Here is a 25,050-nt window from a genome sequence, read left to right as displayed (position 1 = left end):
CTCAGACAAATTTCCTGACATCCACGAAATGGCCGTAAATGGCAGCGGCAGCGGCCATGGCGGGGCTGACCAGGTGCGTGCGTCCGCCGGCGCCTTGGCGCCCTTCAAAATTGCGGTTGCTGGTGGACGCGCAACGCTCGCCCGGCTCCAGCCGGTCAGCGTTCATGGCCAGACACATCGAGCAGCCCGGCTCGCGCCACTCAAAGCCGGCCGCCTTGAAAATCTCATGCAAACCTTCACGTTCCGCCTGTTCCTTGACCAGTCCCGAACCCGGCACCACCATGGCCAGCTTGATGTTCTTGGCCACTTTCTGCCCCAATTTTTTGACCAGTGCAGCGGCTTCGCGCATGTCTTCAATCCGGCTGTTGGTGCAGGAGCCAATGAACACCTTGTCCACGTACAGGTCGTCCAGCGCCTTGCCGGGCTCCAGCCCCATGTAGACCAGCGCCCGCTCGATGGCGCTGCGTTTGTTGGCGTCTTTTTCTTTGTCCGGATCGGGCACGCGGCTGTCAATGCCCAGCACCATCTCGGGCGAGGTGCCCCAGGTGACTTGCGGAATGATCTGCGTGGCATCCAGTTCCACGACGGTGTCGAACTTGGCGTCGGCGTCGGAGTGCAAAGTTTTCCAATATGCCACCGCCTGGTCCCATTCGACGGCGGCAGCCGCGTCGTTGGCCGCGTTGTGCCCCGGTGCCAGTGGCCGGCCTTTGACGTAGTCGATGGTTTTTTCGTCCACCGCCACCAGTCCGGCGCGGGCACCGGCTTCAATCGCCATGTTGCAGACGGTCATGCGGCCTTCCATGCTCAAAGCCCGAATGGCGGCGCCGCCAAACTCAATGGTGTAACCGGTGCCGCCCGCGGTGCCGATTTTGCCGATGATGGCCAACACAATGTCTTTGCCACCACAGCCGCGCGGCAGGGTGCCTTCAACGCGGACCAGCATGTTTTTCGCTTTTTTGGCCAGCAGGGTTTGCGTGGCCATCACATGTTCCACTTCGCTGGTACCAATGCCATGGGCCAAGGCGCCAAAGGCACCGTGGGTGGAGGTATGCGAGTCGCCGCAGACCACCGTCATGCCGGGCAGGGTCGCGCCATTTTCTGGCCCGATGACATGGACAATCCCCTGTCGTTTGGACAGGAACGGGAAGTAGGCGGCCGCACCGAACTCCCGCATGTTGGTGTCCAGCATCATGACCTGCTCTTTGCTGGTCGGGTCGGTGATGCCGTCGTAGCCTAATTCCCAGCCGGTCGTGGGGGTGTTGTGGTCAGCCGTGGCCACGATGGAACTGACGCGCCACACCTTGCGTCCCGCCTGGCGCAGTCCTTCAAAAGCCTGCGGACTGGTGACTTCATGCACCAGATGGCGGTCGATGTACAGGATGGCCGTGCCATCGTCTTCGGTGTGGACGACGTGTTCGTCCCAAAGTTTGTCGTAGAGAGTGCGTCCCATGTGATTTTTCCTTGGCAATCCGTGATTTTAAGCGGCGTCGTGCAAGCACTGCATTTCCCATGCAAAACGCCCGCCGGCGTTGCCATCCGGCGGGCGTTTTAAATGACGCAGTTTTACCGTTTGGAAATCGGCAGCACGTCACGGCTCACAGAGCCGGTGAACAACTGGCGTGGACGGCCAATCTTGTACTCGGGGTCGCCAATCATTTCGTTCAGTTGGGCAATCCAGCCGACGGTACGGGCCAGCGCAAAGACTGCGGTGAACAGTCCGACCGGAATACCAATGGCGCGTTGCACGATGCCGGAGTAGAAGTCAACGTTGGGGTAGAGCTTGCGGGAAACGAAATATTCGTCTTCCAGTGCTATTTTTTCCAGTGCCATGGCCAGTTTGAACAACGGGTCATTTTCCAGACCGAGCTCGGCCAGCACTTCTTTGCAGGTTTCCTGCATGAGCTTGGCGCGTGGGTCGTAATTTTTATAGACCCGGTGACCGAAGCCCATCAGCTTGACGCCGGAATTTTTGTCCTTGACCTGTTCCATGAAATGGCCGACCTTGGAGATGCCGCCCATTTTCTGGATATCTTCCAGCATGTTCAGGCAGGCTTCATTGGCGCCGCCATGCGCTGGACCCCACAAGCAGGCCACGCCCGCCGCAATGGCTGCAAACGGGTTGGTGCCGGAACTGCCGCACAGGCGAACCGTGGAGGTGGAAGCGTTTTGTTCGTGGTCTGCGTGCAACACGAAGATGCGGTCCAAAGCGCGCTCAATGACCGGGTTGACCACATAGTCGGCGCACGGTGTGGCGAACATCATATGCAGGAAGTTGCCCGCATAGCTCAGCTCGTTCTTGGGGTACATGTAAGGCTGGCCCACACTGTACTTGTATGCCATGGCCACCAAGGTGGGCATTTTGGCAATCAGGCGGATGGCCGAGATTTCACGGTGCTCCGGGTTGTTGATGTCGGTGCTGTCGTGGTAAAAGGCCGACAGGGCGCCTACCAAACCAGTCATGATGGCCATCGGATGGGCATCGCGACGGAAGCCACGCAGGAAAAACTGCATCTGCTCGTTGACCATGGTGTGGTTGCTGACGCGCTTGACGAAAGCCGTTTTGGCGGCCACATCCGGCAGGTTGCCGTACAGCAACAGATGGCAGGTTTCCATGAAGTCGCAGTTGGTCGCCAATTGTTCAATCGGGTAGCCGCGGTACAGCAACTCACCTTTGTCGCCATCAATGTAGGTGATAGCTGATTGGCAGGACGCCGTAGACAAAAAGCCCGGATCGTACGTGAACATGCCCGTTTGAGCGTACAGCTTGCGGATGTCGATGACATCCGGTCCGACACTGCCCTGATACACCGGCAGGTCAACACTGGGGCTGCCGTTGCTAAACGACAGGGTGGCTTTATTGTCAGCTAATTTCATTCTCAACCTTTCAGCGGGTTTCTCTCAACATACTTAAAACTTCACGGACATCGTCTCGGTCCAGATCAGCATCGACTTGCGCAATTGTTTTGCGTGCCAGATGCAGGTCCAGAAGATCGTGGTCGCTCAATTCCATTAAAGCGCTCATACCTTGCGCCTGCTTGACGGTTAGGCACGATTCAAAACGCCGGAAGAACCGGTCGATAAAAATATCGTTCTCCAGCAGGCCGCGGCGGCAACGCCACTTCAGCTTGCTCAGAGCCCTCTCATCAATCAACTCATCGGTGTGGGTCACAGCGCGGGTTTCCATGCCTGGTTAGACCGTGCGCAGAACCATCATTTCCTTGATTTTGCCAATGGCCTTGGTCGGATTAAGACCTTTGGGGCAAACATCAACGCAATTCATGATGGTGTGGCAGCGGAACAGACGGTAAGGGTCTTCCAGGTTGTCCAGCCGTTCACCGGTGGCTTCGTCACGGCTGTCCGCGATGAAACGGTAGGCCTGCAGCAGGCCGGCCGGACCGACGAACTTGTCTGGATTCCACCAGAAGCTGGGGCAAGACGTGGAGCAACTCGCGCACAAAATGCACTCGTACAAGCCATTGAGCTCATCGCGCTCTTCCGGGCTTTGCAGACGCTCTTTTTCGGGCGGCACGTTGTCGTTGATCAAATACGGTTTGATCGAGTTGTACTGCTTGAAGAACTGGGTCATGTCGACGATCAGGTCGCGCACAACCGGCAGTCCTGGCAGAGGCTTCAGAACAATAGTGCCCGTTAAGGTCAGCATATTGGTCAGGCAAGCCAGACCATTCTTGCCATTGATGTTCATCGCGTCGGAGCCGCAGACGCCTTCGCGGCATGAGCGACGGAAGGTGATGCTGGGGTCTTGCGCCTTGAGCTTCATCAACGCGTCCAGCAACATGCGCTCACTACCATCGAGTTCCACCTCGATGGTCTGCATGTAGGGCTTGGCGTCGGTGTCAGGGTCGTAACGGTAAATCTGGAATGTGCGTTTTGACATAGGGTGTTCTCGCTGATCTGGTTAGCTTGACTTTGACTTAGAAGCTGCGCACGGTGAGGGGCACGGAATCGACCGTCAGGGGTTTCATCTGCACTGGCTTGTAGGCCAGGCGACTGCCTTCGCTGTACCACAGGGTGTGCTTGTGCCAATCGGTATCGTTGCGGCCATTGGGATTCTCGGCCGTATCACCATAGTCATTGACGGAATGCGCACCACGGCTTTCATGGCGGGCGGCAGCCGACACGATCGTGGCCTGTGCCACTTCAATCAGGTTTTCAACTTCCAGCGCCTCGATGCGTGCTGTGTTGAAAATCTTGGACTTGTCTTTCAGGTTGATGGATTTGACGCGCTCGCGCAAGGCGGCGATTTTGATCACGCCTTCGTCCATGGCTGCTTGAGTACGGAACACGCCCGCATGCTGTTGCATGGTGGCGCGGATGTCATCGGCCACATCTTGCGCATACTCGCCACTGGTGGCGTTGTCCAGGCGTGCGATGCGTGCCAGCGTCGCGTCGGCCGCATTCGCCGGCATCGGTTTGTGCGCGGTATTGGTCTTGTTGAAGTCAACAATGTGGTTGCCCGCGGCGCGGCCAAACACCAGCAGATCCAGCAGCGAATTGGTGCCCAGGCGGTTGGCCCCGTGCACGCTGACGCAGGAGCATTCGCCCACCGCGTACAGGCCGTTGACGACTTCGCTCTTGTTGTCTGCGTTTTGCGTGACGACCTGGCCATGGATATTGGTCGGAATGCCACCCATTTGGTAATGGATGGTGGGCACGACCGGAATCGGCTCTTTGGTGATGTCGACGTTGGCAAAGTTATGGCCGATTTCGAACACCGACGGCAGGCGCTTCATGATGGTCTCGGCACCCAAGTGGGTCATGTCGAGGTTGATGTAGTCCTTGTTGGGACCGCAGCCGCGGCCTTCCTTGATTTCCTGGTCCATGCAGCGCGACACATAGTCACGGGGGGACAAGTCTTTGTAGGCGGGCGCATAGCGCTCCATGAAGCGTTCGCCATTGCTGTTTCGCAAAATGGCACCTTCGCCGCGGCAGCCTTCGGTCAGCAACACGCCGGCGCCATGCACGCCAGTCGGATGGAACTGCCAGAACTCCATGTCTTCCAAGGGAATGCCGGCCCGTGCGGCCATGCCCAAGCCGTCGCCGGTGTTGATGAAGGCATTGGTCGATGCCGCAAAAATACGCCCGGCGCCGCCAGTGGCGAGCAGGGTGGTTTTGGCTTCGAAAATATGCACGTCACCGGTTTCCATTTCCAGTGCCGTCACGCCCACCACGTCGCCGGCTTCATCACGGATCAGGTCCATCGCCAGCCACTCGACAAAGAAACTGGTTTTTTCTTTGACGTTTTGCTGGTACAGCGTGTGCAGCATGGCGTGGCCGGTACGGTCAGCGGCCGCGCAGGCGCGTTGCACCGGCTTCTCGCCGTAGTTGGCGGTATGGCCGCCAAACGGACGTTGGTAGATGGTGCCGTCAGGATTGCGGTCAAATGGCATGCCCATGTGCTCCAGGTCGTACACGACCTTGGGCGCTTCACGGCACATATATTCAATCGCATCCTGGTCACCAAGCCAGTCGGAACCCTTGACGGTGTCGTAGAAATGATAGTGCCAGTTGTCTTCGGCCATGTTGCCCAAAGAGGCGCCAATGCCGCCCTGTGCCGCCACGGTGTGCGAGCGCGTTGGGAATACTTTGGAAAGCACAGCCACGTTCAGGCCAGCGCGGGCCAGTTGCAGCGAAGCACGCATGCCGGAGCCACCGGCCCCGACGATAACGACGTCAAATTTGCGCTTGGGGAGTTTGGATGTAGCGGTCATAATTTTGGTTGAGTCTTGGTTGTCAGATGCGGCCAGAGGTGGCTTGAAAACGCTTTATTTGGAGCGTCTTAAAGGCGCCAAAGGATCTGAATGCCCCAGCCAGCGCAAGCGACCAGCCAGACAATGGTGAAAACCTGCAGGGTCAGACGCAGCCCGACCGGCTTGATGTAGTCCATCCAGATGTCGCGCATGCCGAGCCACACGTGGAACAACAGGGCCAGGATAACGGTGAAGGTTAACGCCTTCATCCATTGGGGGGAAAAGATGCCCGCCCACTGGTCGTAGCCAATCGGACCTTTGCTGAAAATGACCTGCGCCAGAACCAGCAAGGTGAAGAGGGCCATCAGGGCCGCTGTAACGCGTTGCGCCAGCCAGTCACGCAGACCGTAATGAGCGCCGACAACGATGCGCTTGGAGCCGTAATTAACAGACATGGTGTGTTCCTTTTAATTAATAGAGGCCAAACAGCTTGGCGCCGAGCACGATGGTCAAGCCAATGCTCACGGCCAGCGTGAAGGCTGCGGATGATTTGCCAAACTCTTTGCTGACAGCATCGTGATGAGTGTCCATCCAGAGGTGGCGAATGCCCGCGATGAAGTGGTGCAAATAAGCCCAGATTAGCGCCAGTGCGACCAGCTTCCAAAGCACGCCGGGAAGACCCAACATGCCCAGATTGAAGGTCGACTTGAATTTTGCAAATGAGATTTCAGAAGAAATCGAGTTGTCAAACATCCAGATGATGAAGGGCATCAAGATAAACATGATGGCCCCGCTAACGCGGTGCAAGATCGACACTAAACCTGCGAGGGGCAGGCGGTAGGTGGGGAGGTCTGTGAAGGCGTTGATGTTGCGGAACTCGGGACGCTTTTTCGCGGAGCTGGTCGCTGATTCGGACATACTTGGCTTTCTATGTTTTGAGTAACTGCTTGGTAACTAGTAAAAACTGGTTACCCTGAAATTCTATTGCAATGCAGCATCGATCTCGGGCTGAGGATGTAAAGGCTGACAATTTAGGTCATGAAAGTGACGTTTTATTTCCGTATTTACTGTATGGAAGAGCATGAAATGCCACTGCCTGACATGAAGGTTACAAACTATCCAGACGGGTCAATATTTCGACGGCCCTGGCGTGGATCTGCTGCCACTTCTCGGGTGACATGCGTTGTTGATTTTTTATCATCCGGGGTCTCGCTTGGAAAGCATAAAAGTTAGCCCAAGGTGTTGTGATAGTGATGCGTGTCAGTGCGGTAGTAGCCGCGGCGCAATTCCATCGGAACATCCTTGTAGGTGTAGGCAATTCGCTCCACACTTAACAAGGGCGTTCCATGCGAGACTTTTAGGAGCAGTTCGCGCCCCTCCACCGCAGGCTCGGCACGTAATTTTTCCTCAGCGCGGACCATGCGGACATTAAATTCAGTTTCAAACAAGGCATACATGGGGCCTTGGTAGTTGGCCAGCCGTTCTGCGGTCAAGCCTTTGAAAGGGGTGGCGGGTAGCCAGATGTCTTCCAGAATCGTGGGCGAGCCGGCGAAACTCAAGACCCGGCGCACTTGCAGCACGGTGTCGCCCGTGCGCAGTGCCAGCGCCCGCGCAATATCCGCGCTGGCGCGTGTTCGGCGGCACTCAATAATGTCGCGCTGGGCCGGACCTTCGCTGCCCGGGGTGCCACTGTCGGGGACGAGCTTCAAAAAGCGAAACTGCACCTGCTTTGTGGCATGGGTGGCCACAAAAGTGCCTTTGCCCTGCTGGCGCACCAGCAGGTTTTCAGCGGCCAGCTCATCAATGGCCTTGCGTACGGTGCCCTGGCTGACGCGAAAGCGTGCGGCCAACTCCATTTCGCTCGGAATCGCCTCGCCCGGTTTCCATTCTCCCAGCCGCAGGCTGTTCAGGATCAGTCCCTTGATCTGCTGGTACAGGGGGCTGAACGCTGGTGTCACCTGCGCGCCGGCGAGGGTGCCGCTGTCGCTGCCTGGGACGAGATTTCCGGCGGAAGGGGTGGGTATTGAGGACATGAATGAGTGATTCCGCACAAGTGTTTGGAATTGGCCGAATCATATCTTATATAAGACATAAGACAAGTTGACGGATCAAGGTTTTCCAGAGTAAACTTGTCCCGCATTATGTGGGCTCAGGCAAGCCGTTTGAGTCGCCACCAGCACCCGTTTCACAACACTTCTGGAGTTCTTACCATGAGCAAAAAGCCCGTCCGCGTCGCCGTTACCGGTGCAGCTGGTCAAATTGGTTACGCTATTCTGTTCCGCATCGCCTCCGGCGAAATGCTGGGCAAAGACCAACCCGTGATTCTGCAATTGCTCGAAGTCCCCTTTGAGAAACCCCAGCAAGCGCTGCAGGGCGTGATCATGGAATTGCAAGACTGTGCCTTCCCCTTGTTGGTAGGTATTGAAGCCCATAGCGATCCTTTGACCGCATTCAAGGATGTTGACTACGCCTTGCTGATCGGTTCGCGTCCTCGCGGTCCTGGCATGGAGCGCGCTGAATTGCTCGCCGTCAATGCAGAGATTTTCACAGCTCAAGGTAAGGCCTTGAACGCTGTCGCCAGTCGCAACGTTAAGGTGCTGGTGGTTGGTAACCCTGCCAATACCAATGCCTACATCGCCATGAAGAGCGCGCCTGATCTGCCACGCAAGAACTTCACCGCCATGCTGCGTCTGGACCACAACCGTGCTTTGAGCCAATTGGCTGACAAGACGGGCAAGGCCGTGGCCGACATCGAAAAAATGACCGTGTGGGGCAACCACTCACCTACGATGTACGCCGACTACCGCTTCGCGACTATCAACGGTGCCAGCGTCAAGGACATGATCAACGACCAGGAATGGAACGCCAACGTGTTCCTGCCTACCGTTGGCAAACGCGGCGCGGCCATCATTGCTGCACGTGGCGTGTCGTCGGCGGCTTCGGCTGCCAACGCGGCTATTGATCACATGCGCGATTGGGCCCTGGGCACCAACGGCAAGTGGGTCACCATGGGTATTCCATCGGACGGCCAATACGGCATTCCTAAAGACACCGTGTTCGGCTTTGCCGTGACCTGCGAAGGTGGCGAATACACCGTGGTGCAAGACCTGCCCATTGACGCGTTCAGCCAGGAATGCATCAACAAGACCCTGAAAGAGCTGCAAGACGAGCAAGCTGGCGTCGCCCACCTGCTGTAATTAGCAGACCAAAGCGAGTCAGGCTTGTGAGGCATCCGCGCGACGTTCTCCTCGATGCACAGTCCACCGCGGCTTCATTGCCGGTGTGTGACCATTACTGCGGCGTGGAGGCGCGGATGCGCAAGAGCCTGGCTTTGCAGGCTGAAATGTCCCAAGAGTTCGGCGCCTGCGTTTTTGACGTGACGCTGGACTGTGAAGATGGCGCCCCGGTTGGGGGTGAAAAAGACCATGCAAATATGGTTGTAACCCTTGCCAATCATGCGCAAGAAGCTATTAAAAATATAGCGTCTGGTATCGTACCCCGCATTGCGGTGCGCGTGCATCCAGTCGATCATCCTGTCTTTGAGCAAGATGTGAACATTATTGTGGGTGGTGCGGCGGCAAGCTTGTGCCACCTGATGATTCCCAAGATTGAAACCGTGGCGGACGTTGATCGTGCGGCGCAACTGGTGGACCACGTGGCGACCCGAACTGGCCGCGCAAGCGTCTTGCCGCTGCACGTATTGATTGAATCTCCTGCCTCGGTTCACCGCGCTTTCGAGATTGCCGCGCACCCGCGCGTCCAGTCCATCAGTTTTGGTTTGATGGATTTTGTTTCTGCCCACGGCGGGGCTATTCCCTCTAGCGCGATGAGCATCCATGCCGGCCCAGGTGGTGATGGTCTGGACCAGTTTTCCCATCCTTTGGTGGTGCGAGCCAAACTGGAAATCGCGTCGGCTTGCCATGCGCATGGCAAAGTCCCGGCCCATTGTGTGGTGACTGAATTCAACGACCTGGCGGCGGTGCAGGCTGCGGCGTCCCGGGCTGCCCGTGCCTTGGGCTACACCCGCATGTGGAGTATTCACCCAAGTCAGATCCGTCCCATACTGGCGGCCTTTGCGCCCCCGGAGCAGGAAATTGAGCTGGCAACGCACATCATGATGGCCGCCGTGCAGGCCGATTGGGCTCCCATCTCATTTGGGGGTAAATTGCATGACCGTGCGAGTTACCGCTATTTCTGGCAAGTGCTGGAGCGGGCGCACCAGACGGGACGTCGTCTACCCGCTGAAGCGCGGGCCTATTTCCCGACTTAATTTCGGCTTAATGCCACTAACTGAGGTTACAAATGATGAAAAAACTTCTTGCATCTGTCATTTTGTTTATGGTGCCCGTCGCGCTTTTGGCGGCACAGACGTCTGAGCATGTGGTCAAAAAGGTGAAGCGCGCAACGCATAGTCGCGTGGAAGCCAAAACCACGGCCAATCAAATGGCGACCGGCATCATGGCGGCGGATGTTGCCCTGACCCCGGTCGAACTGGCGATTGCCCAGCAGGTGTACCAGGGCAAACTGCCTTGTGAGTTGGGCGCTTTTGTGACCTTGACAGCAGACGCCAAATCGCCGGGCTACTTCGATGTGCAGACCAAGAATCAGAAATACCACATGTTTCCGGTTAAATCCAGCACCGGTGCCGTGCGGCTGGAAGACCCCAAGGCCGGGACGGTCTGGTTGCAACTGGCCAACAAGTCCATGCTGATGAACCATAAATTGGGCCAGCGGCTGGCCGATGAATGCATGAGCCCAGATCAGGCCACGATGGCCGCCTATCTGATCAAGAATCCATCCCCCAGCGTACTCGATGCGCCCACGTCGGTTGCTGCAAAATAAATAGCATAGTAAGCCCTTCCGATAAGGGCTAGAGCCAGTTTCATTGATTTAAAAGGAGTTTTCATGTTGCAGACTTATCGTGCCCACGTTGCCGAACGCGCCGCCCTCGGCATTCCCCCATTGCCCCTGTCGGCCAAGCAAACGGGCGAACTGATTGAGCTGCTGAAAAATCCGCCCCAAGGTGAAGAAGCCACTTTGGTGGACCTGATTACGCACCGCGTTCCGGCGGGTGTGGACGATGCAGCCAAGGTCAAGGCCAGCTACCTGGCCGCCGTGGCCCACGGCACCGAAAAATGTGCCTTGATTTCGCGTGAGAAAGCCACGGAACTGCTGGGCACCATGCTCGGCGGCTACAACATCAGCCCGCTGGTGGACTTGCTCGATGACACCGTCGTGGCGCAGGTGGCCGCGAATGGTCTGAAGAAGACCCTGTTGATGTTCGACCAGTTCCATGACGTCAAGGAAAAAGCCGACAAGGGCAATGCCCAAGCCAAAGCGGTGCTGCAAAGCTGGGCGGATGCCGAGTGGTTTACTTCGCGTCCTGAAGTGCCAGCCTCGATCACGCTCACCGTGTTCAAAGTCGAAGGCGAGATCAACACCGACGACCTGTCGCCGGCCCCGGACGCTTTCAGCCGCCCCGACATTCCGATGCACGCCCTGGCGATGCACAAAAACGCGCGTCCTGGCATCGTGCCGGAAGAAGACGGCAAGCGCGGCCCGGTCAAGTTTTTTGACGAACTGAAAGCCAAGGGCCATCTGGTCGCCTACGTTGGTGACGTGGTCGGGACCGGTTCTTCCCGCAAATCCGCCACCAATTCGGTGTTGTGGTTCACTGGCGAAGACATTCCCTTTGTGCCGAACAAGCGTTTTGGCGGTGTCTGTCTCGGCAGCAAGATTGCCCCGATTTTTTACAACACCATGGAAGACTCGGGCGCTTTGCCGATCGAGTTGGATGTGAGCGCCATGAACATGGGCGACGTGGTGGAACTGCGTCCTTATGACGGTAAAGCATTGAAAGACGGCAAAGTGATTGCCGAATTCAAGGTCAAGAGCGACGTGCTGTTTGACGAAGTGCGCGCCGGTGGCCGCATTCCCTTGATCATTGGCCGTGGTCTGACCGCCAAAGCGCGTGAAGCACTGGGCCTGCCGGTCAGTACCTTGTTCCGCCTGCCGCAAAACCCGGTGGACACCAAGAAAGGTTTCACGCTGGCGCAAAAAATGGTCGGCCGCGCCTGCGGTTTGCCAGAAGGCCAGGGCGTTCGTCCTGGTACGTATTGCGAGCCCAAAATGACCAGCGTGGGTTCGCAAGACACCACCGGCCCGATGACACGCGACGAGCTGAAAGACCTGGCCTGCCTGGGCTTCAGCGCCGACTTGGTGATGCAATCGTTCTGCCACACCGCGGCTTACCCCAAGCCGGTGGACGTGAAGATGCACCATGAGTTGCCTGACTTCATGAGCACCCGCGGCGGTGTGCCCTTGCGTCCGGGTGACGGCATCATCCACAGCTGGCTGAACCGCATGTTGCTGCCCGATACCGTCGGCACCGGCGGCGACAGCCACACCCGTTTCCCCATCGGCATCAGCTTCCCGGCTGGCTCCGGCTTGGTGGCCTTTGGCGCTGCGACTGGCGTCATGCCATTGGACATGCCTGAGAGCGTGCTGGTGCGTTTCAAAGGCAAGCTGCAGTCGGGCATCACCTTGCGCGATCTGGTGAACGCCATTCCGCTCTACGCCATCAAGGCGGGTTTGCTGACCGTGGCCAAGCAAGGCAAGAAAAACATTTTCTCCGGTCGCATTCTGGAAATTGAAGGCTTGCCTGACCTCAAGGTCGAACAGGCGTTTGAGTTGAGCGACGCGTCGGCCGAGCGCAGTGCCGGTGGTTGCACCGTGCACCTGAACAAAGAGCCGATCATTGAGTACATCACCAGCAACATCACCATGCTGAAATGGATGATTGCTGAGGGTTATTCCGACGTGCGCACCATCAACCGTCGTATTGCCGCGATGGAAGCTTGGTTGGCTAATCCGCAATTGCTCAAGGGTGATGCGGATGCGGACTATGCGGCTGTCATCGAGATCGACCTGGCGGACATTCATGAGCCGATCGTCGCTTGCCCGAACGATCCGGACGATGTGAAAACATTGAGCGACGTCGCTGGCACGAAGATCGAAGAAGTGTTCATCGGCTCCTGCATGACCAACATCGGCCATTTCCGCGCAGCGTCCAAGCTGTTGGAAAACAAGCGCGATATCCCGGTCAAGCTGTGGATGGCACCACCGACCAAGATGGATGCCAAACAGTTGAGCGAAGAAGGCCATTACGGTGTGCTCGGCGCTGCCGGTGCCCGCATGGAAATGCCGGGTTGCAGCTTGTGCATGGGCAACCAGGCGCAAGTGAAAGAGGGCGCCGTCGTGTTCTCCACCAGCACCCGCAACTTTCCGAATCGTCTGGGCAAGAACAGCAATGTGTTCCTGGGTAGCGCCGAACTGGCGGCCATCTGTTCCAAGCTGGGACGCATCCCCACGAAAGCCGAGTACATGGCTGACATGGGCGTGCTAACGGCCTCTAGCGACCAGATCTATCAGTACCTCAATTTTGACAAGGTGCAGGACTATACCGACGCGGCCGCTACGGTCAAGTCAAGCGTCGCGGCTTAACCCCGCTCGGCGAGGCCCAGCTGCTGCTGGGTGAAGCTTCAGTAAAGCGCCCCCGCAACGTTGGTTGCGGGGGCGCTTTTTTGTGCCGCCCGCTCAATGCCGGCTGCCGGATAATTCAGGCCATGAACGCGTTCCAATCCATCCCCCTGTCCCTGCAGACCGTCTTGTTGCTGGTTTGCAGCAATATCTTCATGACCTTTGCCTGGTACGGCCATCTGAAAAACCTGGCGACCGCGCCGTGGTACCTCGCGGCCGCGGTGAGTTGGGGCATCGCGCTGTTTGAGTATGCGTTTCAGGTGCCCGCCAACCGGATTGGTTTTCAGCAGGCCGGTTTCACGGTGGGGCAGCTCAAGATCATGCAGGAGGTGATTACCCTTGCCGTGTTTGTGCCGTTTGCCATGCTGTACCTGAAGGAGCCGTTCAAGCTGGACTACCTGTGGGCGGCGTTTTGCATGGTGGGTGCGGTCTATTTCATCTTTCGCGGCGCCTGAGTCATTTTCGCCCCCGTTCTTGCCCTGGGCGGCGTGAGGGCGGCGGTTACACTCTGCCAAATTTTTGAATCGTCATACGACTGATATATTTCCCTGGAGTGAGTGATGCTGTTTGCCAAGTTGCTGCCGCGTGAAGGCAATTTTTTTGAAATGTTCAATCAGCATGCTGATCGGATTGTGGAAGCGGCCCGCGCGTTTTCTCTGCTGGTGGCCAATTACAGTGACCCGGCGCTGCGTCAAAAATACAACCAGGAAGTCGACAAGGCCGAGGGTGCGGCCGATCGTGTGACCCACGAAGTCAATAAAGCCATCCACAAGACCTTCATCACGCCGATTGACCGTGAGCAGATTCACACGCTGATCAACACGATGGACGATATTGCCGACCTGATTCAGGATTCGGCTGAAACCATGGCCTTGTATGACGTCCACCATATGACGGAAGAGATCGTGCGTCTGACTGACGTCAGTGTGAAATGCTGCGAACGGGTGCGTGACGCGGTGAACATGTTGGCCAAGATTGCCGATCCAGCGACGGCTGAAGCGGCCCTGAAAACTTGTGAAGAGATCGATCAGCTTGAGTCGGACGCCGACCGCATCATGCGCAGCGCCATGAGTCGACTCTTTCGGGACGAGCCGGATGTGCGGGAAGTCATCAAACTCAAGGCGATTTACGAATTGCTGGAGACCATCACTGACAAGTGCGAAGACGTCGCCAACGTCATCGAGGGCATCGTCCTCGAAAATTCCTGAGGCGTCATCGGATGACCTCGGTTCAACTAGGTTTGTGGGTGGTGGTGTTGCTGGTGGTGCTTGCTGTCCTGTTCGATTTCATGAACGGGTTTCATGACGCTGCCAATTCGATTGCCACCGTGGTGTCCACCGGCGTGCTCAAGCCGGGGCAGGCGGTGCTTTTTGCCGCAGTTTTTAACTTTGTCGCCATTTTTATCTTTCAATTCGGTGTGGCCGCTACGATCGGTAAAGGCTTGGCCTTGCCGGGCGTGGTGGATGTGCACGTCGTTTTTGGCGCGCTGGTGGGCGCCATCAGCTGGAATTTCATTACCTGGTATTACGGCATTCCCAGCAGTTCGTCCCATGCGCTGATCGGTGGCATCGTGGGTGCGGTCCTGCTCAAAGCAGGCGCGTCGGCACTGGTGCTGGCCAGCGTGATGAAGACGGTGATTTTTATCTTTGTCTCGCCCCTGATGGGATTTTTGCTGGGGTCGTTGATGCTGATTGCGGTCTCCTGGACTTTTCGCCGCAGCACCCCCAGCCGTATCGACCGCTGGTTTCGCCGTCTTCAGTTGGTGTCGGCTGGCGCCTACAGTCTGGGCCATGGCGGCAATGATGCGCAGAAAACCATCGGGATTATCTGGATGCTGTTGATTGCCACCGGCTACACCGCGGTCGGCGATTCATCGCCACCGACCTGGGTGGTGTTGACTTGCTACACGGCCATCGCCTTGGGCACCTTGTTCGGCGGCTGGCGCATTGTCAAGACGATGGGGCAACGACTGACCAAGCTCAAACCCGTGCACGGGTTTTGTGCCGAAACCGGGGGGGCCATCACGCTCTTCACCGCCGCCATTCTGGGCATTCCGGTCTCGACCACGCACACCATCACGGGCGCGATCGTCGGCGTCGGTGCCACCCAGCGCGCCAGTGCCGTGCGCTGGGGCATCGCCGGCAACATCATCTGGGCCTGGATTCTCACGATTCCAGCCAGTGCGCTGGTGGCTGCGGCGGCGTACTGGATCAGTCTGCAGATTTTTTAATGCTATATAAAATATAGCGTATTGAGCTTGTTGCGTAAGGGCTAGCGCCTTATTTCATTGCGATGAGATTTGTGCTTCCTCGACCTGGTACTCGAAGTAATGTTGGAAGCTGTACACAATGCTGCTCAGCAACACCGTGGTGCCGACCAGCAGCGCCAAGGCAATGGCGCCAATGGTGAGCCAGTTGGTGTGGCCGGGCGCGGCGTCCAGCGGCGCTGACGGGTTGAAGCGGGCATTCCATTTCTCAGGCGTCATTAAGCCGTAGACAATGGCGGTCAGGGCGCAGCCGGCGATGGTGAAGCCCAGCAGCGGGATCAGCAGCCAACTCCACAGATCGTCCAGTCCATTTTGTTGCATCCGTTCCAGCCCATAAAGGCCGAGGGCCGTGGGCAAGGGCAGCAGCCAGCCAAGTTGGTCCCCCATGCCTTGTAAATAAAAGCGATGCAGTCCGAAAGGACCCCCGACGAAGGCTAGCCAGGCGGCGATAGTTTTGTTTTTCATGAATGCCAATTATGCTGATGGAGCGCGGGTATTGCCCAAGCCCAGAAACTTGTCCATCATGACCACATCCCGCCATTGATCAAATTTCCAGCCGCAGGATTTTAAAATTCCGACATGGGAAAACCCGACCGACCGGTGAACGCCGATGGATCCTGCATTGGCCGAGTCGCCAATGACAGCAATCAATTTTCGCACGCCGGCTTGTTCAGCCCGTACCGCAAGTTCCGCCAGCAGCGCCCGCCCCAGACCCAGGCCTTGGGCGTTCGGGTCCAGGTAGATCGAGTCTTCTGCCGAGAAGCGGTAGGCCGGGCGTGGCTTGAACCAGTTGCAGTATGCAAAACCCAGTACGTGCTCACCCTGCGTGGCCACCAAGTGGGGCAGGCCTCTCGCCAAGACCTCTGCACGACGGCTCGCCATCTCGCTTGCTGACGGGGGCTCCAACTCAAAAGTGCCCGTGCCATGCAGCACGTGGTGGCTATAAATGGCAGCAATCGCCGGGATGTCGTTGGGCTGACTGGGTCGGATTAAGGTCATAAAAATAGGAAACGTTATAATCGAAGGTTGTTCAGTGTGTCGCTGGCCGGGTGGCCATGTCGCGTGTCTCAAGCGCTGGATTAAATGTTAAGTTAAATGGTGGAAATAAAATTCCGCCACCCAAAGGATAAATCATGGTCGTCATTCGTCTCGCTCGTGGCGGTGCAAAAGCACGCCCTTTCTTCAATATCGTTGTTGCTGACAAGCGCACCCGTCGTGACGGCCGTTTCATTGAACGCATTGGTTTCTACAACCCAAGCGCGACTGTCAATGAAGAAAGCATCCGCATTGCCCAAGACCGCTTGACTCATTGGAAGAGCGTTGGCGCTCAGGCTTCTCCCACCGTGGAACGCCTGATTGCCCAAGCTGCCAAAAAAGCTGCTTGATTTGACTGCGATGCTGCCCGGCCTTGAAGCCGCCGATCTACCGGCGGACGCTATTGAAGTTGGGCGCATCGCTGATGCCTGGGGCATCAAAGGCTGGTTTAAAGTCCTGCCGCACAGCGCCGACTCCGAGGCGCTTTTTTCTTCCAAGCGCTGGTTTTTAATGCCGTCCGAACGAGGTGCCAAAACCTTTTCTGGCGTCGTCAAACTGGCGATCACAGAAGCCAAGGTTCACTCCAATACCGTGGTCGCGACAGCCCGTGAGGTCACTGACCGCACGGCCGCTGAAGCCCTGCGCGGGGCGCGTATTTTCGTCTCCCGGTCCAGTTTTCCTGCGGCTGAAAAAGACGAATACTACTGGGTCGATCTGATTGGTCTTGAAGTTGTCAATCGCGAAGGCGTGGCGCTAGGAACGGTCAAGGAATTACTCTCTACCGGTGCACAAACCGTCCTGGTGATGGATTACGAGCAAGATGGCAAGACGCAGGAGCGAATGATTCCGTTTGTTTCGGTCTACATCGACAACGTTGATTTGTCCGCACGGCGCATTCTGGTGGACTGGCAACCCGATTTTTAAGTGTCGCCTCATGCGGTTCGACATTGTTACGCTTTTCCCTGAGTTATTTGCGCCGCTGCTGACCAGCGGCATCACCCGACGTGCGTTTGAGTCAGGGCAGGTCGATGTCCGCTTGGCCAATCCACGTGATTTTGCCGAAGGCAATTACAGGCGCGTCGATGATCGGCCTTTTGGCGGCGGTCCCGGCATGGTCATGATGGCCGAGCCCTTGACTCAATGCCTGAAAAGCATCCAGACGCAGCGAAATGACGCCGTCCCGGTGGTTCTTTTTTCGCCCGTAGGTCAGCCCCTGAACCATGCCATGGTCGAGCGTTGGGCCGACAGCCAGGGGGCTGTCCTGATTTGTGGTCGCTATGAGGGGCTTGATCAGCGATTCATTGATGAATCGGTGACCGAGCAGATCAGTCTCGGGGACTTTGTGCTGTCAGGCGGCGAAATAGCCGCGATGGCTTTGCTGGATGCGGTGGCCCGCCTGCAGCCGGGCGTTCTGAACAGTGCCGACAGCCACCAGCAAGATAGTTTTAATCCTTCGTTGGATGGTTTGCTGGACTGTCCGCACTACACCCGTCCAGAAAACTGGTCGGGGCGGGCGGTGCCGGATGTCCTGCTGTCGGGGCACCATGTCAACATTGAGCGCTGGCGGCGCGAGCAGCGGCTGGCGATCACGGCCCGTCTTCGGCCAGAACTGATTGCCCGGGCGCGACTGGACGGACGTTTGACGCCGGCCGACGAAGCCTTTCTTGCCGGGCCGGCCTGACTGGCGGTTGCGAGTCTGCGGTATGGTCAGGCTATAATATGAGGCTAACCGATCCTCTAGCCGGCCGTTTCATTGTGTAGGCAACGAAGCTTTTGTGTCATTCCGACACTGGTGCGACCAAGATCATTTGAGGTAACTATGAATTTGATTCAAATCCTTGAGCAGGAAGAAATTGCTCGTCTTGGGAAAGTCATTCCCGAATTTGCCCCTGGTGACACCGTTATCGTGAGTGTCAACGTGGTTGAAGGTACACGTAAACGTGTGCAGGCCTATGAAGGCGTTGTGATTGCCAAGCGCAATCGCGGCCTGAACAGCGGCTTCATCGTTCGCAAAATTTCCAGCGGCGAAGGTGTCGAGCGCACGTTCCAAACCTACAGCCCGCTGATCGCTGGTATCGAAGTCAAACGTCGTGGTGACGTGCGTCGTGCCAAGCTGTACTATCTGCGTGATCGCAGCGGCAAGTCGGCTCGTATTAAAGAAAAATTGCCAGCTAAGAAAATCAAAACAACGACCGTTACCGCATAACGCGACCTGTTTTGTAAAAGCCGCCCCAGCTGATGCTCGTGGCGGCTTTTTTATTGCCTGCTTTTTTGTAATTCATTACCGTGTCGTCAAATTCTCCCGATGCCCCGCTGGTCAAGTTGCCGCCGTTCGACCCGCGCCAGATTCCGGTCGTCAGTGTCGATTCACACTTGCCTGCGGTTCCTTTGGCTTCCTTGCAGCCTGCCGCTTTGCGGCAACGCTTTGCGGCACCCCCGGTTTGGGAACCCGAGTTATTGGCAGAGAAAAAGTTTTTGGACCGGGAGCCGATGCATGCCTCGGTACTGGTGCCGATCGTGATGCGCGAACGCCCGACCGTCCTGTTGACCGAGCGCACGATGCATCTGTCAACCCATTCCGGGCAAATTGCCTTTCCCGGTGGCAAGGCCGACAAAGAGGATGCCGATGCATTCGCCACCGCCCTGCGCGAGGCGCAGGAAGAGGTGGGGTTGGACCCCGCCTTTGTGGATGTATTGGGGGTGATGCCGCACTATGTGACGGGCTCGGCCTTCATCATCACGCCGGTGGTCGCCTTGGTGCAGCCGGACTTCACGTTGACGCCCAACGCCTTTGAGGTGGCCGATGTCTTTGAAGTGCCGCTCGAATTTTTGATGAATCCCGCTCACCACCGGCATCATGTTTTTGAGTGGGAGGGGGTTCGCCGGGAATGGTTCTCCATGCCTTACCAGGATGACAGCAGGGAACATGTGACGGAACGTTTCATTTGGGGTGCGACAGCCGGCATGTTGCGTAATTTCTACCGCTTGTTGTCGGCGGCTTGACGCGCGGTGCCGCTATGATTGCCCTATGAGCTTTATCGCTGTCCTTTTTGCCTTGTTGTTGGAGCAGGCACGTCCTTTGGGCCGAGGCAACCCGGTTCACGCGAGCCTGCGCGCCTGGGTGCGCTGGAGTACCCGAAATTTTGACGCGGGCAAGCCGTTCCATGGCTGGCTGGCTTGGGGGTTTGCGGTGGGCGGCCCGTCGTTGGCCGCCCTGGCCATCTACTGGTTGCTTGATGCCTTTTTAGGCTGGCCGGTCGCCGTGCTGTGGAGTGTGGCGGTGCTCTATGTCACATTGGGTTTCAGGCAATTCAGTTTCCATTTCACCCAGATTCGCGATGCGCTGGCGGACGGCGACGAGGATCATGCCCGCGAATTGCTGGCAGATTGGCAGCAGATTGACGCCAGCGAGCTGCCGCGCAGCGAAATTGTGCGTCACGTGATTGAATATTCGGTGCTGGCGGCGCATCGGCATGTCTTCGGTGTGCTGGCCTGGTTCGCGGTGCTGGCCGTCTTTGGTTTTGGTCCGGCGGGTGCGGTGTTGTACCGGTTGAGTGAATTTGTCGTGCGCTACTGGCAGCACAAAAGTAAAACGCAGCATCAGCCTGTCAGCGAAGCCTTGCAGCAGACGGCGGCCGAGGCGTGGGCGGTCATTGACTGGGTGCCGGCCCGTATTACCGCGATCAGCTTCGCGGTGGTGGGCAGCTTTGAAGAAGCGATAGATGGCTGGCGCAACTACGAGCCGAAATCTGACGGTGACAACGACGGCATTATTTTGGCGGCCACTTCCGGCGCCGTCAATATCCGATTAGGGGATGCGGCCAGCATGGCGGCTTACCCCGCCGATGAGCCATCCGTGATACCCCCGGTGCTTGGGGAGATGTCCGGTGAATCGACGCCGGGGCAAATGCCGGAACTGGCGCACTTGGCCGTGATCGTGGGTTTGGTCTGGCGCACCGTGGTGATGTGGATGGTGTTGCTCGCCCTCTTGACGCTGGCGCGGCTGCTGGGCTAGTTTTACAAGCCAAATACACCGGTAGCCCGCATGATATATGCGTGAGATGCTACAAAAACAGAAGTGAACACTCTTTTGAAATCTTCGTTTTTCAGCCCCGTGGTGAATCGACTTGTGCCCTACGTGCCGGGCGAGCAGCCCAAGATCGATAATTTAGTCAAGCTCAATACCAACGAGAACCCGTACCCGCCTTCTCCCCGCGTCATTGCGGCGATTCAGGCAGCGGCGCAACAGGGTTTGCAGCTTTATCCCGATCCTGAAGCGACGGCGTTGCGCCAAGCCATTGCGGCGCAGCACGGACTGGCGGCGCAGCATGTCTTTCTGGGCAATGGCTCCGATGAGGTGCTGGCGCACGCATTTTTCGCCTTTTTTCAGCACGACTGCCCGCTGCTGATGCCTGACATCAGCTACAGCTTTTACAAGGTGTATTGCGGGCTCTACGGCATTCCGGTGGAAACCGTTCCCTTGAGGGCGGACTTGAGCCTTGACGTCGCGGCCTATGCCCGGGCGGACGGTGCGGCCGTGGCGGGCGTGGTGATTGCCAATCCCAATGCCCCCACCGGGGTCGGCTTGCCGCTACGGCAGGTCGAGCAACTGCTGCGCTTGCATCCGCAACGCGTGGTCCTGGTGGACGAGGCTTATGTGGATTTTGGCGGCGAGAGTGCCATGCCCCTGATTGCGCAGTATCCCAATTTGCTGGTGGTGCACACCTTGTCCAAGTCGCGCTCACTGGCCGGCTTGCGCGTCGGGTTTGCCTGTGGCCAGGCCCACCTGATCACGGCGCTGGAGCGGGTCAAAAACAGTTTCAACTCCTACCCGCTGGATCGACTGGCGATTGCCGGTGGGGTGGCGGCGTTTGAAGATCAGGCATACTTTGAGCAGACCCGTCGGGCGGTGATGAGCAGCCGGGAAGGGCTGGTGCTAGCGCTGGAAGATATGGGCTTCCAGGTGTTGCCGTCGCAAGCTAATTTCGTGTTTGCGCGGCATCCGCAGCATGATGCGGCCGGTATCGCGGCCGCCCTGCGCGCACGCGGGGTGCTGGTGCGGCATTTCAAACTGCCTCGCATTGAACAGTTCCTGCGCATCAGCATCGGCACGCCCGCGCAATGCGACGCGCTGCTGCAGGCGCTGGACTCAGTACTTGCGGGCCTGGCTTAGTTCGGCATACAAATCGCTATAAATTTTATAGCGATTTGCGCTTATTCCATCTGGGCTGCCATCCGGTTTGACGGCGGCCATCACGCCACAACCCGGTTCATGCAGGTGGCTGCAGTTGTAGAACTTGCAGTTGGCCACATGCGGTTTCAGGTCCGGCATATAAGCCGCCAACTGGGCCGGGTCAATGTGGTTCAGGCCAAATTCCTGGAAGCCGGGTGAATCAATCAAGGCCGTGGTTTTGCTGTCGTCCACCCAGTACCAGGTGGTGCTGGTGGTGGTGTGTTTGCCAGAATTGAGGGCCTGTGAAATTTCACCGGTCTGCGCCAGGGCGCCGGGCGCCAGCAGGTTGATCAAGGTGCTCTTGCCGGCACCCGACGGTCCCAGCACCAGCGTCGTTTTGCCGTGCAACAGCTTGAGCAGTTCCGCGTGATCGACGTCGCCCGATTGTTTGAGCGACAGCGGCAGCACGCCGTAATGCATTTGTCGGTAAGGCCGCAGCCACTCCCAAGCGCGGGCGAACGGTTCGACCAGATCACTTTTATTGAGCGCGATGATGGGCGTGATGTGCTCGGCCTCGGCCGCGATCAGGGCGCGCGAGAGCTGGCTGCTGGAAAACTCGGGCTCCGCCGCGATCAGGATCAATATCTGGTCCAGATTGACCGCAAACGATTTGGTCCGAATTTCGTCCTGACGGTAAAAAACGTTTTTCCGTTCTTCGATCTTCTCGATGGTGCCTTCGTCGCGCGAGGCCTGCCACAGCACCCGGTCGCCCACCAGGCCCTGGCTTTTTTTGCCGCGCGAGTGGCAGATCAGGCGCTTGCCCTCCGGCGTCTCCACCAGAAAGTGGCGGCCATAGTTGGCCACGATCAGGCCGCGGTCGAGTGTGGCACGTTCCATCAATGATTCGCCTTGTAGTGGTGGCTCATGCCAGAAGGGCGTCAACCAACGCCGCTGTCTCAAAATCAGACATGGAAATGCCTCCTACCTCATGGGTATTGAAACGTACGACGCAGCGCTTGAATTGCACCGATAAATCCGGGTGATGATCCTGTCGATGCGCGACGAAGGCCACAGCATTCACGAACGCCATGGTTTCATAATAGTTGGCAAAGGCAAAGGTTTTTTCAATGGCGATGGCGACACCATCGCCGGTCAGCATCCAACCTTCCAGTTTGGCGATATTTGCTACAACTTCTGTAGCTGTTAGCGAACGTCTGACGCGGGCTGTAGCCTCTTTTGTCTTGAGAATGGTATTCATGGCGTGGTAGGTCGCTGTGTTCAGGCCGTCATTCGTGCCAGCCGCTCGGACGCGGGCGGGTGAGAATAGTAGAACTTCACATACACCGGATCCGGTGTCAGTGTGGAGGCGTTGTCTTCATACAGCTTGAGCAGCGCGGTGGCGAGGTCCGGGCCGCTGGTATGTTGCACGGCGTAAGCATCCGCTTCAAACTCGTGTTTGCGCGAAAAATGGGCGAATAGGGGTGCGATGAAGAAGCTGAACACCGGTAAGCCCAGCATGAACAGCAAAAGCGCCAGTGCGTCATTCGGGGCGCTCAAATTGGGTTGCACGCCCAGCCCGGCATAGAACCAGGCTTGCGTGGCCAGCCAGCCCAGCAGCGCAAAGCCCACCAGACTCAAGGCAAACATGGACACGATGCGTTTGAGGATGTGTTTGTGTTTGAAGTGGCCCAGTTCGTGCGCCAGCACGGCGTCCACTTCGCCGGCGGACAGTTTGGCCAGCAGCGTGTCATAAAACACCACACGCTTGGATGCGCCAAAACCGGTGAAGTAGGCATTGGCGTGGGCGCTGCGTTTGGAGCCATCCATCACAAACAAGCCCTTGGCGGCAAAGCCGCAACGCTTCATCAGCGCCGTCACGCGCGCCTTGAGTGTTTCATCTTCCAGCGGCACGAATTTATTAAATAGCGGCGCAATGAAGGTCGGGTAAATCATCAACAGCAGCAAATTCAGACCCATCCAGACGCCCCAGGCCCACAGCCACCACCAGCCGCCGGCCGCGCCCATCATCCACAAGATCAACGCAGCAATCGGCAGGCCAATGACGGCGCCGATCAGGCTCGATTTGAGCAAATCGAGCAGCCAGAGCTTGAGCGTCATCTTGTTGAAACCGAAGCGCTCCTCGATCACGAAGGTCTGGTACAGCGTCACCGGTAAATCAAGCAGGCCGCTGATCAGCACAAACGCCGCGAGCAGGGCCACCTGCTGCCCCATGCCGCCGCCCAGCCAGCCGAGTAGCACCTGGTTGAGGGCCGAGAGGCCGCCCAAAAGCGTCCAGCCGACCAGCACGACAGTCCCCAGCGCCAGCTCCAGCATGCCAAAGCGTGCTTTGGTGAGGGTGTAGTCGGCCGCTTTCTGGTGGGCCGCCAGGGTGATGGTGTGCGCGAAGGCGGCTGGTACTGCGGCGCGGTGGTGCGCCACATACCGGATCTGCCGTGAACTGAGCCAGAATTTCAGCACCAGACCGGCCAGCAGCGTCAGCGCAAAAGCGAAGGTCAGCATCAATGAAAGGGGAAAAGAGGGAATCGTGTCAGCCATGGCGCCCGAGTTTAGGGCATCAGCGACAATTCCGGCTATGGACGCTACGAACACCCCCCCAGCAGGCGCACTGCTTGCTAAATCCGACCAAAACCTGGTCTGGCTCGACTGTGAAATGACCGGTCTTTATCCGGAGGTTGACCGCATCATCGAAATCGCGGTGGTCGTCACCGGGCCCAAGCTCGAATCCCGCACGGAAGGCCCTGTGCTGGTGATCCACCAAAGCAATGAGCAGCTCGACCAGATGGACAACTGGAACAAAGGCACCCATGGCAAAAGTGGCTTGATTGACAAGGTCAAGGCCTCGATCCTGTTGGAGGCGGAGGCCGAGGCGCAGTTGATTGAGTTTCTGAGTCAATACGTGCCCAAGAAAGGCTCTCCCATGTGCGGCAACAGCATCGGGCAGGACCGACGCTTTTTGGCGAAGTACATGCCTAAGCTGGAGGCCTTTTTTCATTACCGCAACCTGGATGTGAGCACGCTCAAGGAGTTGTCCAAACGCTGGCGGCCCGAGGTATACAGCTCGTTCAAAAAGCAGCAACGCCATACTGCCTTGGCCGATGTGCATGAGTCTATTGACGAGATGGAGCACTACCGCAAACACTTCATTCGACTGGTCGATTAGGTAAAAACCCGAATCCATGTGATAATTCGAGGCTGCACTGCAACCAGTAGTGCATATTTGTACATCTCCCTTCATTCACTGGGTCCAAAGCAAATTCGCATTAGCGGGATTGCACAAAAGGACCCCCAGCGCTGATTGAACTCTTCGT

28 protein-coding genes are annotated in these 25,050 nt (G+C 57.6%); 15 read left to right on the top strand and 13 right to left on the bottom strand.

Annotation, left to right across the window (positions count from 1 at the left end):
* Position 1: 1 nt before the first annotated feature.
* The 8 genes from leuC to HHJ17_RS07405 form a co-directional block, all read right to left on the bottom strand.
* The gene (leuC, locus tag HHJ17_RS07440; RefSeq protein ID WP_296501583.1) at positions 2 to 1,450 is read right to left on the bottom strand and encodes a 3-isopropylmalate dehydratase large subunit; all 1,449 of its coding nucleotides are present in this window, start codon (positions 1,448 to 1,450) and stop codon (positions 2 to 4) included.
* A gap of 113 nt (positions 1,451 to 1,563) precedes the next feature.
* Entirely contained in the window at positions 1,564 to 2,874 is a 1,311-nt protein-coding gene (locus HHJ17_RS07435) for a citrate synthase (protein ID WP_296501584.1), read from the bottom strand.
* 10 nt (positions 2,875 to 2,884) lie between these two features.
* Positions 2,885 to 3,184: a succinate dehydrogenase assembly factor 2 gene (locus HHJ17_RS07430; RefSeq protein ID WP_296501585.1), complete on the bottom strand. Its 300-nt coding sequence runs from the start codon at positions 3,182 to 3,184 to the stop codon at positions 2,885 to 2,887.
* Positions 3,185 to 3,190: 6 nt separating this feature from the next.
* Positions 3,191 to 3,895, bottom strand: coding sequence for a succinate dehydrogenase iron-sulfur subunit (locus HHJ17_RS07425; RefSeq protein ID WP_296501586.1), 705 nt, complete (start codon positions 3,893 to 3,895; stop codon positions 3,191 to 3,193).
* 37 nt (positions 3,896 to 3,932) lie between these two features.
* Positions 3,933 to 5,729 (bottom strand): succinate dehydrogenase flavoprotein subunit, encoded by a 1,797-nt coding sequence (gene sdhA, locus HHJ17_RS07420; RefSeq protein WP_296501587.1) that lies wholly within the window; start codon positions 5,727 to 5,729, stop codon positions 3,933 to 3,935.
* A gap of 68 nt (positions 5,730 to 5,797) precedes the next feature.
* Positions 5,798 to 6,163 carry a succinate dehydrogenase, hydrophobic membrane anchor protein gene (gene sdhD / locus HHJ17_RS07415; protein WP_296501588.1) on the bottom strand — a complete coding sequence of 122 codons (366 nt, stop codon included), beginning with the start codon at positions 6,161 to 6,163 and terminating at the stop codon, positions 5,798 to 5,800.
* Positions 6,164 to 6,179: 16 nt separating this feature from the next.
* Positions 6,180 to 6,626 (bottom strand): succinate dehydrogenase, cytochrome b556 subunit, encoded by a 447-nt coding sequence (sdhC, locus tag HHJ17_RS07410; RefSeq protein WP_296501589.1) that lies wholly within the window; start codon positions 6,624 to 6,626, stop codon positions 6,180 to 6,182.
* 311 nt (positions 6,627 to 6,937) lie between these two features.
* A complete protein-coding gene (locus tag HHJ17_RS07405) occupies positions 6,938 to 7,741 on the bottom strand; it encodes a GntR family transcriptional regulator (RefSeq protein WP_296501590.1) in 804 nt (267 codons plus the stop codon).
* Between the two features lie 177 nt (positions 7,742 to 7,918).
* Between HHJ17_RS07405 and HHJ17_RS07400 the strand changes: the two genes are divergently transcribed.
* From HHJ17_RS07400 to HHJ17_RS07370, 7 genes are all read left to right on the top strand, one after another.
* Positions 7,919 to 8,905: a malate dehydrogenase gene (locus tag HHJ17_RS07400; RefSeq protein WP_296501591.1), complete on the top strand. Its 987-nt coding sequence runs from the start codon at positions 7,919 to 7,921 to the stop codon at positions 8,903 to 8,905.
* A gap of 26 nt (positions 8,906 to 8,931) precedes the next feature.
* Positions 8,932 to 9,978, top strand: a complete 1,047-nt coding sequence (locus HHJ17_RS07395) for an aldolase/citrate lyase family protein (protein WP_296501592.1) — start codon at positions 8,932 to 8,934, stop codon at positions 9,976 to 9,978.
* Positions 9,979 to 10,013: 35 nt separating this feature from the next.
* Positions 10,014 to 10,550, top strand: a complete 537-nt coding sequence (locus tag HHJ17_RS07390; RefSeq protein ID WP_296505758.1) for a hypothetical protein — start codon at positions 10,014 to 10,016, stop codon at positions 10,548 to 10,550.
* A 63-nt stretch (positions 10,551 to 10,613) separates the two neighbouring features.
* Positions 10,614 to 13,211 carry a bifunctional aconitate hydratase 2/2-methylisocitrate dehydratase gene (locus tag HHJ17_RS07385; RefSeq protein ID WP_296501593.1) on the top strand — a complete coding sequence of 866 codons (2,598 nt, stop codon included), beginning with the start codon at positions 10,614 to 10,616 and terminating at the stop codon, positions 13,209 to 13,211.
* Positions 13,212 to 13,333: 122 nt separating this feature from the next.
* Positions 13,334 to 13,702: a DMT family protein gene (locus HHJ17_RS07380; RefSeq protein WP_296501594.1), complete on the top strand. Its 369-nt coding sequence runs from the start codon at positions 13,334 to 13,336 to the stop codon at positions 13,700 to 13,702.
* A 105-nt stretch (positions 13,703 to 13,807) separates the two neighbouring features.
* On the top strand, positions 13,808 to 14,455 hold the full coding sequence (locus tag HHJ17_RS07375; RefSeq protein WP_296501595.1) for a DUF47 domain-containing protein: 648 nt from the start codon (positions 13,808 to 13,810) through the stop codon (positions 14,453 to 14,455).
* A gap of 11 nt (positions 14,456 to 14,466) precedes the next feature.
* Complete coding sequence (locus tag HHJ17_RS07370; protein WP_296505413.1) at positions 14,467 to 15,477, top strand: inorganic phosphate transporter; 1,011 nt, start codon at positions 14,467 to 14,469, stop codon at positions 15,475 to 15,477.
* Between the two features lie 54 nt (positions 15,478 to 15,531).
* Here the strand turns inward: HHJ17_RS07370 and HHJ17_RS07365 are convergent, their stop codons facing one another.
* Both HHJ17_RS07365 and HHJ17_RS07360 read right to left on the bottom strand, forming a co-directional pair.
* The gene (locus tag HHJ17_RS07365; RefSeq protein WP_296505412.1) at positions 15,532 to 15,978 is read right to left on the bottom strand and encodes an NINE protein; all 447 of its coding nucleotides are present in this window, start codon (positions 15,976 to 15,978) and stop codon (positions 15,532 to 15,534) included.
* A gap of 9 nt (positions 15,979 to 15,987) precedes the next feature.
* Positions 15,988 to 16,512 carry a GNAT family N-acetyltransferase gene (locus tag HHJ17_RS07360; protein ID WP_296505411.1) on the bottom strand — a complete coding sequence of 175 codons (525 nt, stop codon included), beginning with the start codon at positions 16,510 to 16,512 and terminating at the stop codon, positions 15,988 to 15,990.
* A gap of 134 nt (positions 16,513 to 16,646) precedes the next feature.
* On the opposite strand from HHJ17_RS07360, the gene rpsP reads away from it, so the two are divergent.
* From rpsP to hisC, 7 genes are all read left to right on the top strand, one after another.
* Positions 16,647 to 16,898 carry a 30S ribosomal protein S16 gene (gene rpsP, locus HHJ17_RS07355; protein WP_296501599.1) on the top strand — a complete coding sequence of 84 codons (252 nt, stop codon included), beginning with the start codon at positions 16,647 to 16,649 and terminating at the stop codon, positions 16,896 to 16,898.
* 10 nt (positions 16,899 to 16,908) lie between these two features.
* On the top strand, positions 16,909 to 17,472 hold the full coding sequence (gene rimM, locus HHJ17_RS07350; RefSeq protein WP_296505757.1) for a ribosome maturation factor RimM: 564 nt from the start codon (positions 16,909 to 16,911) through the stop codon (positions 17,470 to 17,472).
* A gap of 10 nt (positions 17,473 to 17,482) precedes the next feature.
* Complete coding sequence (trmD, locus tag HHJ17_RS07345; RefSeq protein ID WP_296505409.1) at positions 17,483 to 18,229, top strand: tRNA (guanosine(37)-N1)-methyltransferase TrmD; 747 nt, start codon at positions 17,483 to 17,485, stop codon at positions 18,227 to 18,229.
* A gap of 138 nt (positions 18,230 to 18,367) precedes the next feature.
* Positions 18,368 to 18,754 carry a 50S ribosomal protein L19 gene (rplS, locus tag HHJ17_RS07340; RefSeq protein ID WP_296501601.1) on the top strand — a complete coding sequence of 129 codons (387 nt, stop codon included), beginning with the start codon at positions 18,368 to 18,370 and terminating at the stop codon, positions 18,752 to 18,754.
* 80 nt (positions 18,755 to 18,834) lie between these two features.
* On the top strand, positions 18,835 to 19,551 hold the full coding sequence (locus tag HHJ17_RS07335; RefSeq protein ID WP_296505407.1) for a CoA pyrophosphatase: 717 nt from the start codon (positions 18,835 to 18,837) through the stop codon (positions 19,549 to 19,551).
* A gap of 25 nt (positions 19,552 to 19,576) precedes the next feature.
* Complete coding sequence (locus tag HHJ17_RS07330; protein WP_296505405.1) at positions 19,577 to 20,563, top strand: CobD/CbiB family protein; 987 nt, start codon at positions 19,577 to 19,579, stop codon at positions 20,561 to 20,563.
* 63 nt (positions 20,564 to 20,626) lie between these two features.
* Positions 20,627 to 21,721, top strand: coding sequence for a histidinol-phosphate transaminase (gene hisC, locus HHJ17_RS07325; protein WP_296501604.1), 1,095 nt, complete (start codon positions 20,627 to 20,629; stop codon positions 21,719 to 21,721).
* Here hisC and rsgA read toward each other — a convergent pair.
* From rsgA to HHJ17_RS07310, 3 genes are read right to left on the bottom strand one after another with little or no spacing between them, the layout of a single operon-like run.
* Positions 21,698 to 22,618, bottom strand: a complete 921-nt coding sequence (gene rsgA / locus HHJ17_RS07320) for a ribosome small subunit-dependent GTPase A (RefSeq protein WP_296501605.1) — start codon at positions 22,616 to 22,618, stop codon at positions 21,698 to 21,700. The two genes, hisC and rsgA, sit on opposite strands and share 24 nt — an antisense overlap.
* A gap of 25 nt (positions 22,619 to 22,643) precedes the next feature.
* A complete protein-coding gene (locus tag HHJ17_RS07315; RefSeq protein WP_296505403.1) occupies positions 22,644 to 22,979 on the bottom strand; it encodes a 4a-hydroxytetrahydrobiopterin dehydratase in 336 nt (111 codons plus the stop codon).
* 20 nt (positions 22,980 to 22,999) lie between these two features.
* Positions 23,000 to 24,277, bottom strand: coding sequence for a M48 family metallopeptidase (locus HHJ17_RS07310; protein ID WP_296501607.1), 1,278 nt, complete (start codon positions 24,275 to 24,277; stop codon positions 23,000 to 23,002).
* 37 nt (positions 24,278 to 24,314) lie between these two features.
* On the opposite strand from HHJ17_RS07310, the gene orn reads away from it, so the two are divergent.
* Positions 24,315 to 24,902, top strand: a complete 588-nt coding sequence (gene orn, locus HHJ17_RS07305) for an oligoribonuclease (protein WP_296505401.1) — start codon at positions 24,315 to 24,317, stop codon at positions 24,900 to 24,902.
* Positions 24,903 to 25,050: the final 148 nt, after the last annotated feature.

The sequence above is a fragment of the Rhodoferax sp. genome, from assembly GCF_012927445.1.
GTDB lineage: Bacteria > Pseudomonadota > Gammaproteobacteria > Burkholderiales > Burkholderiaceae_C > Rhodoferax.
Note: the sequence above shows the minus strand (reverse complement) of the source record. Positions and strands in the feature narration are given on the sequence as shown.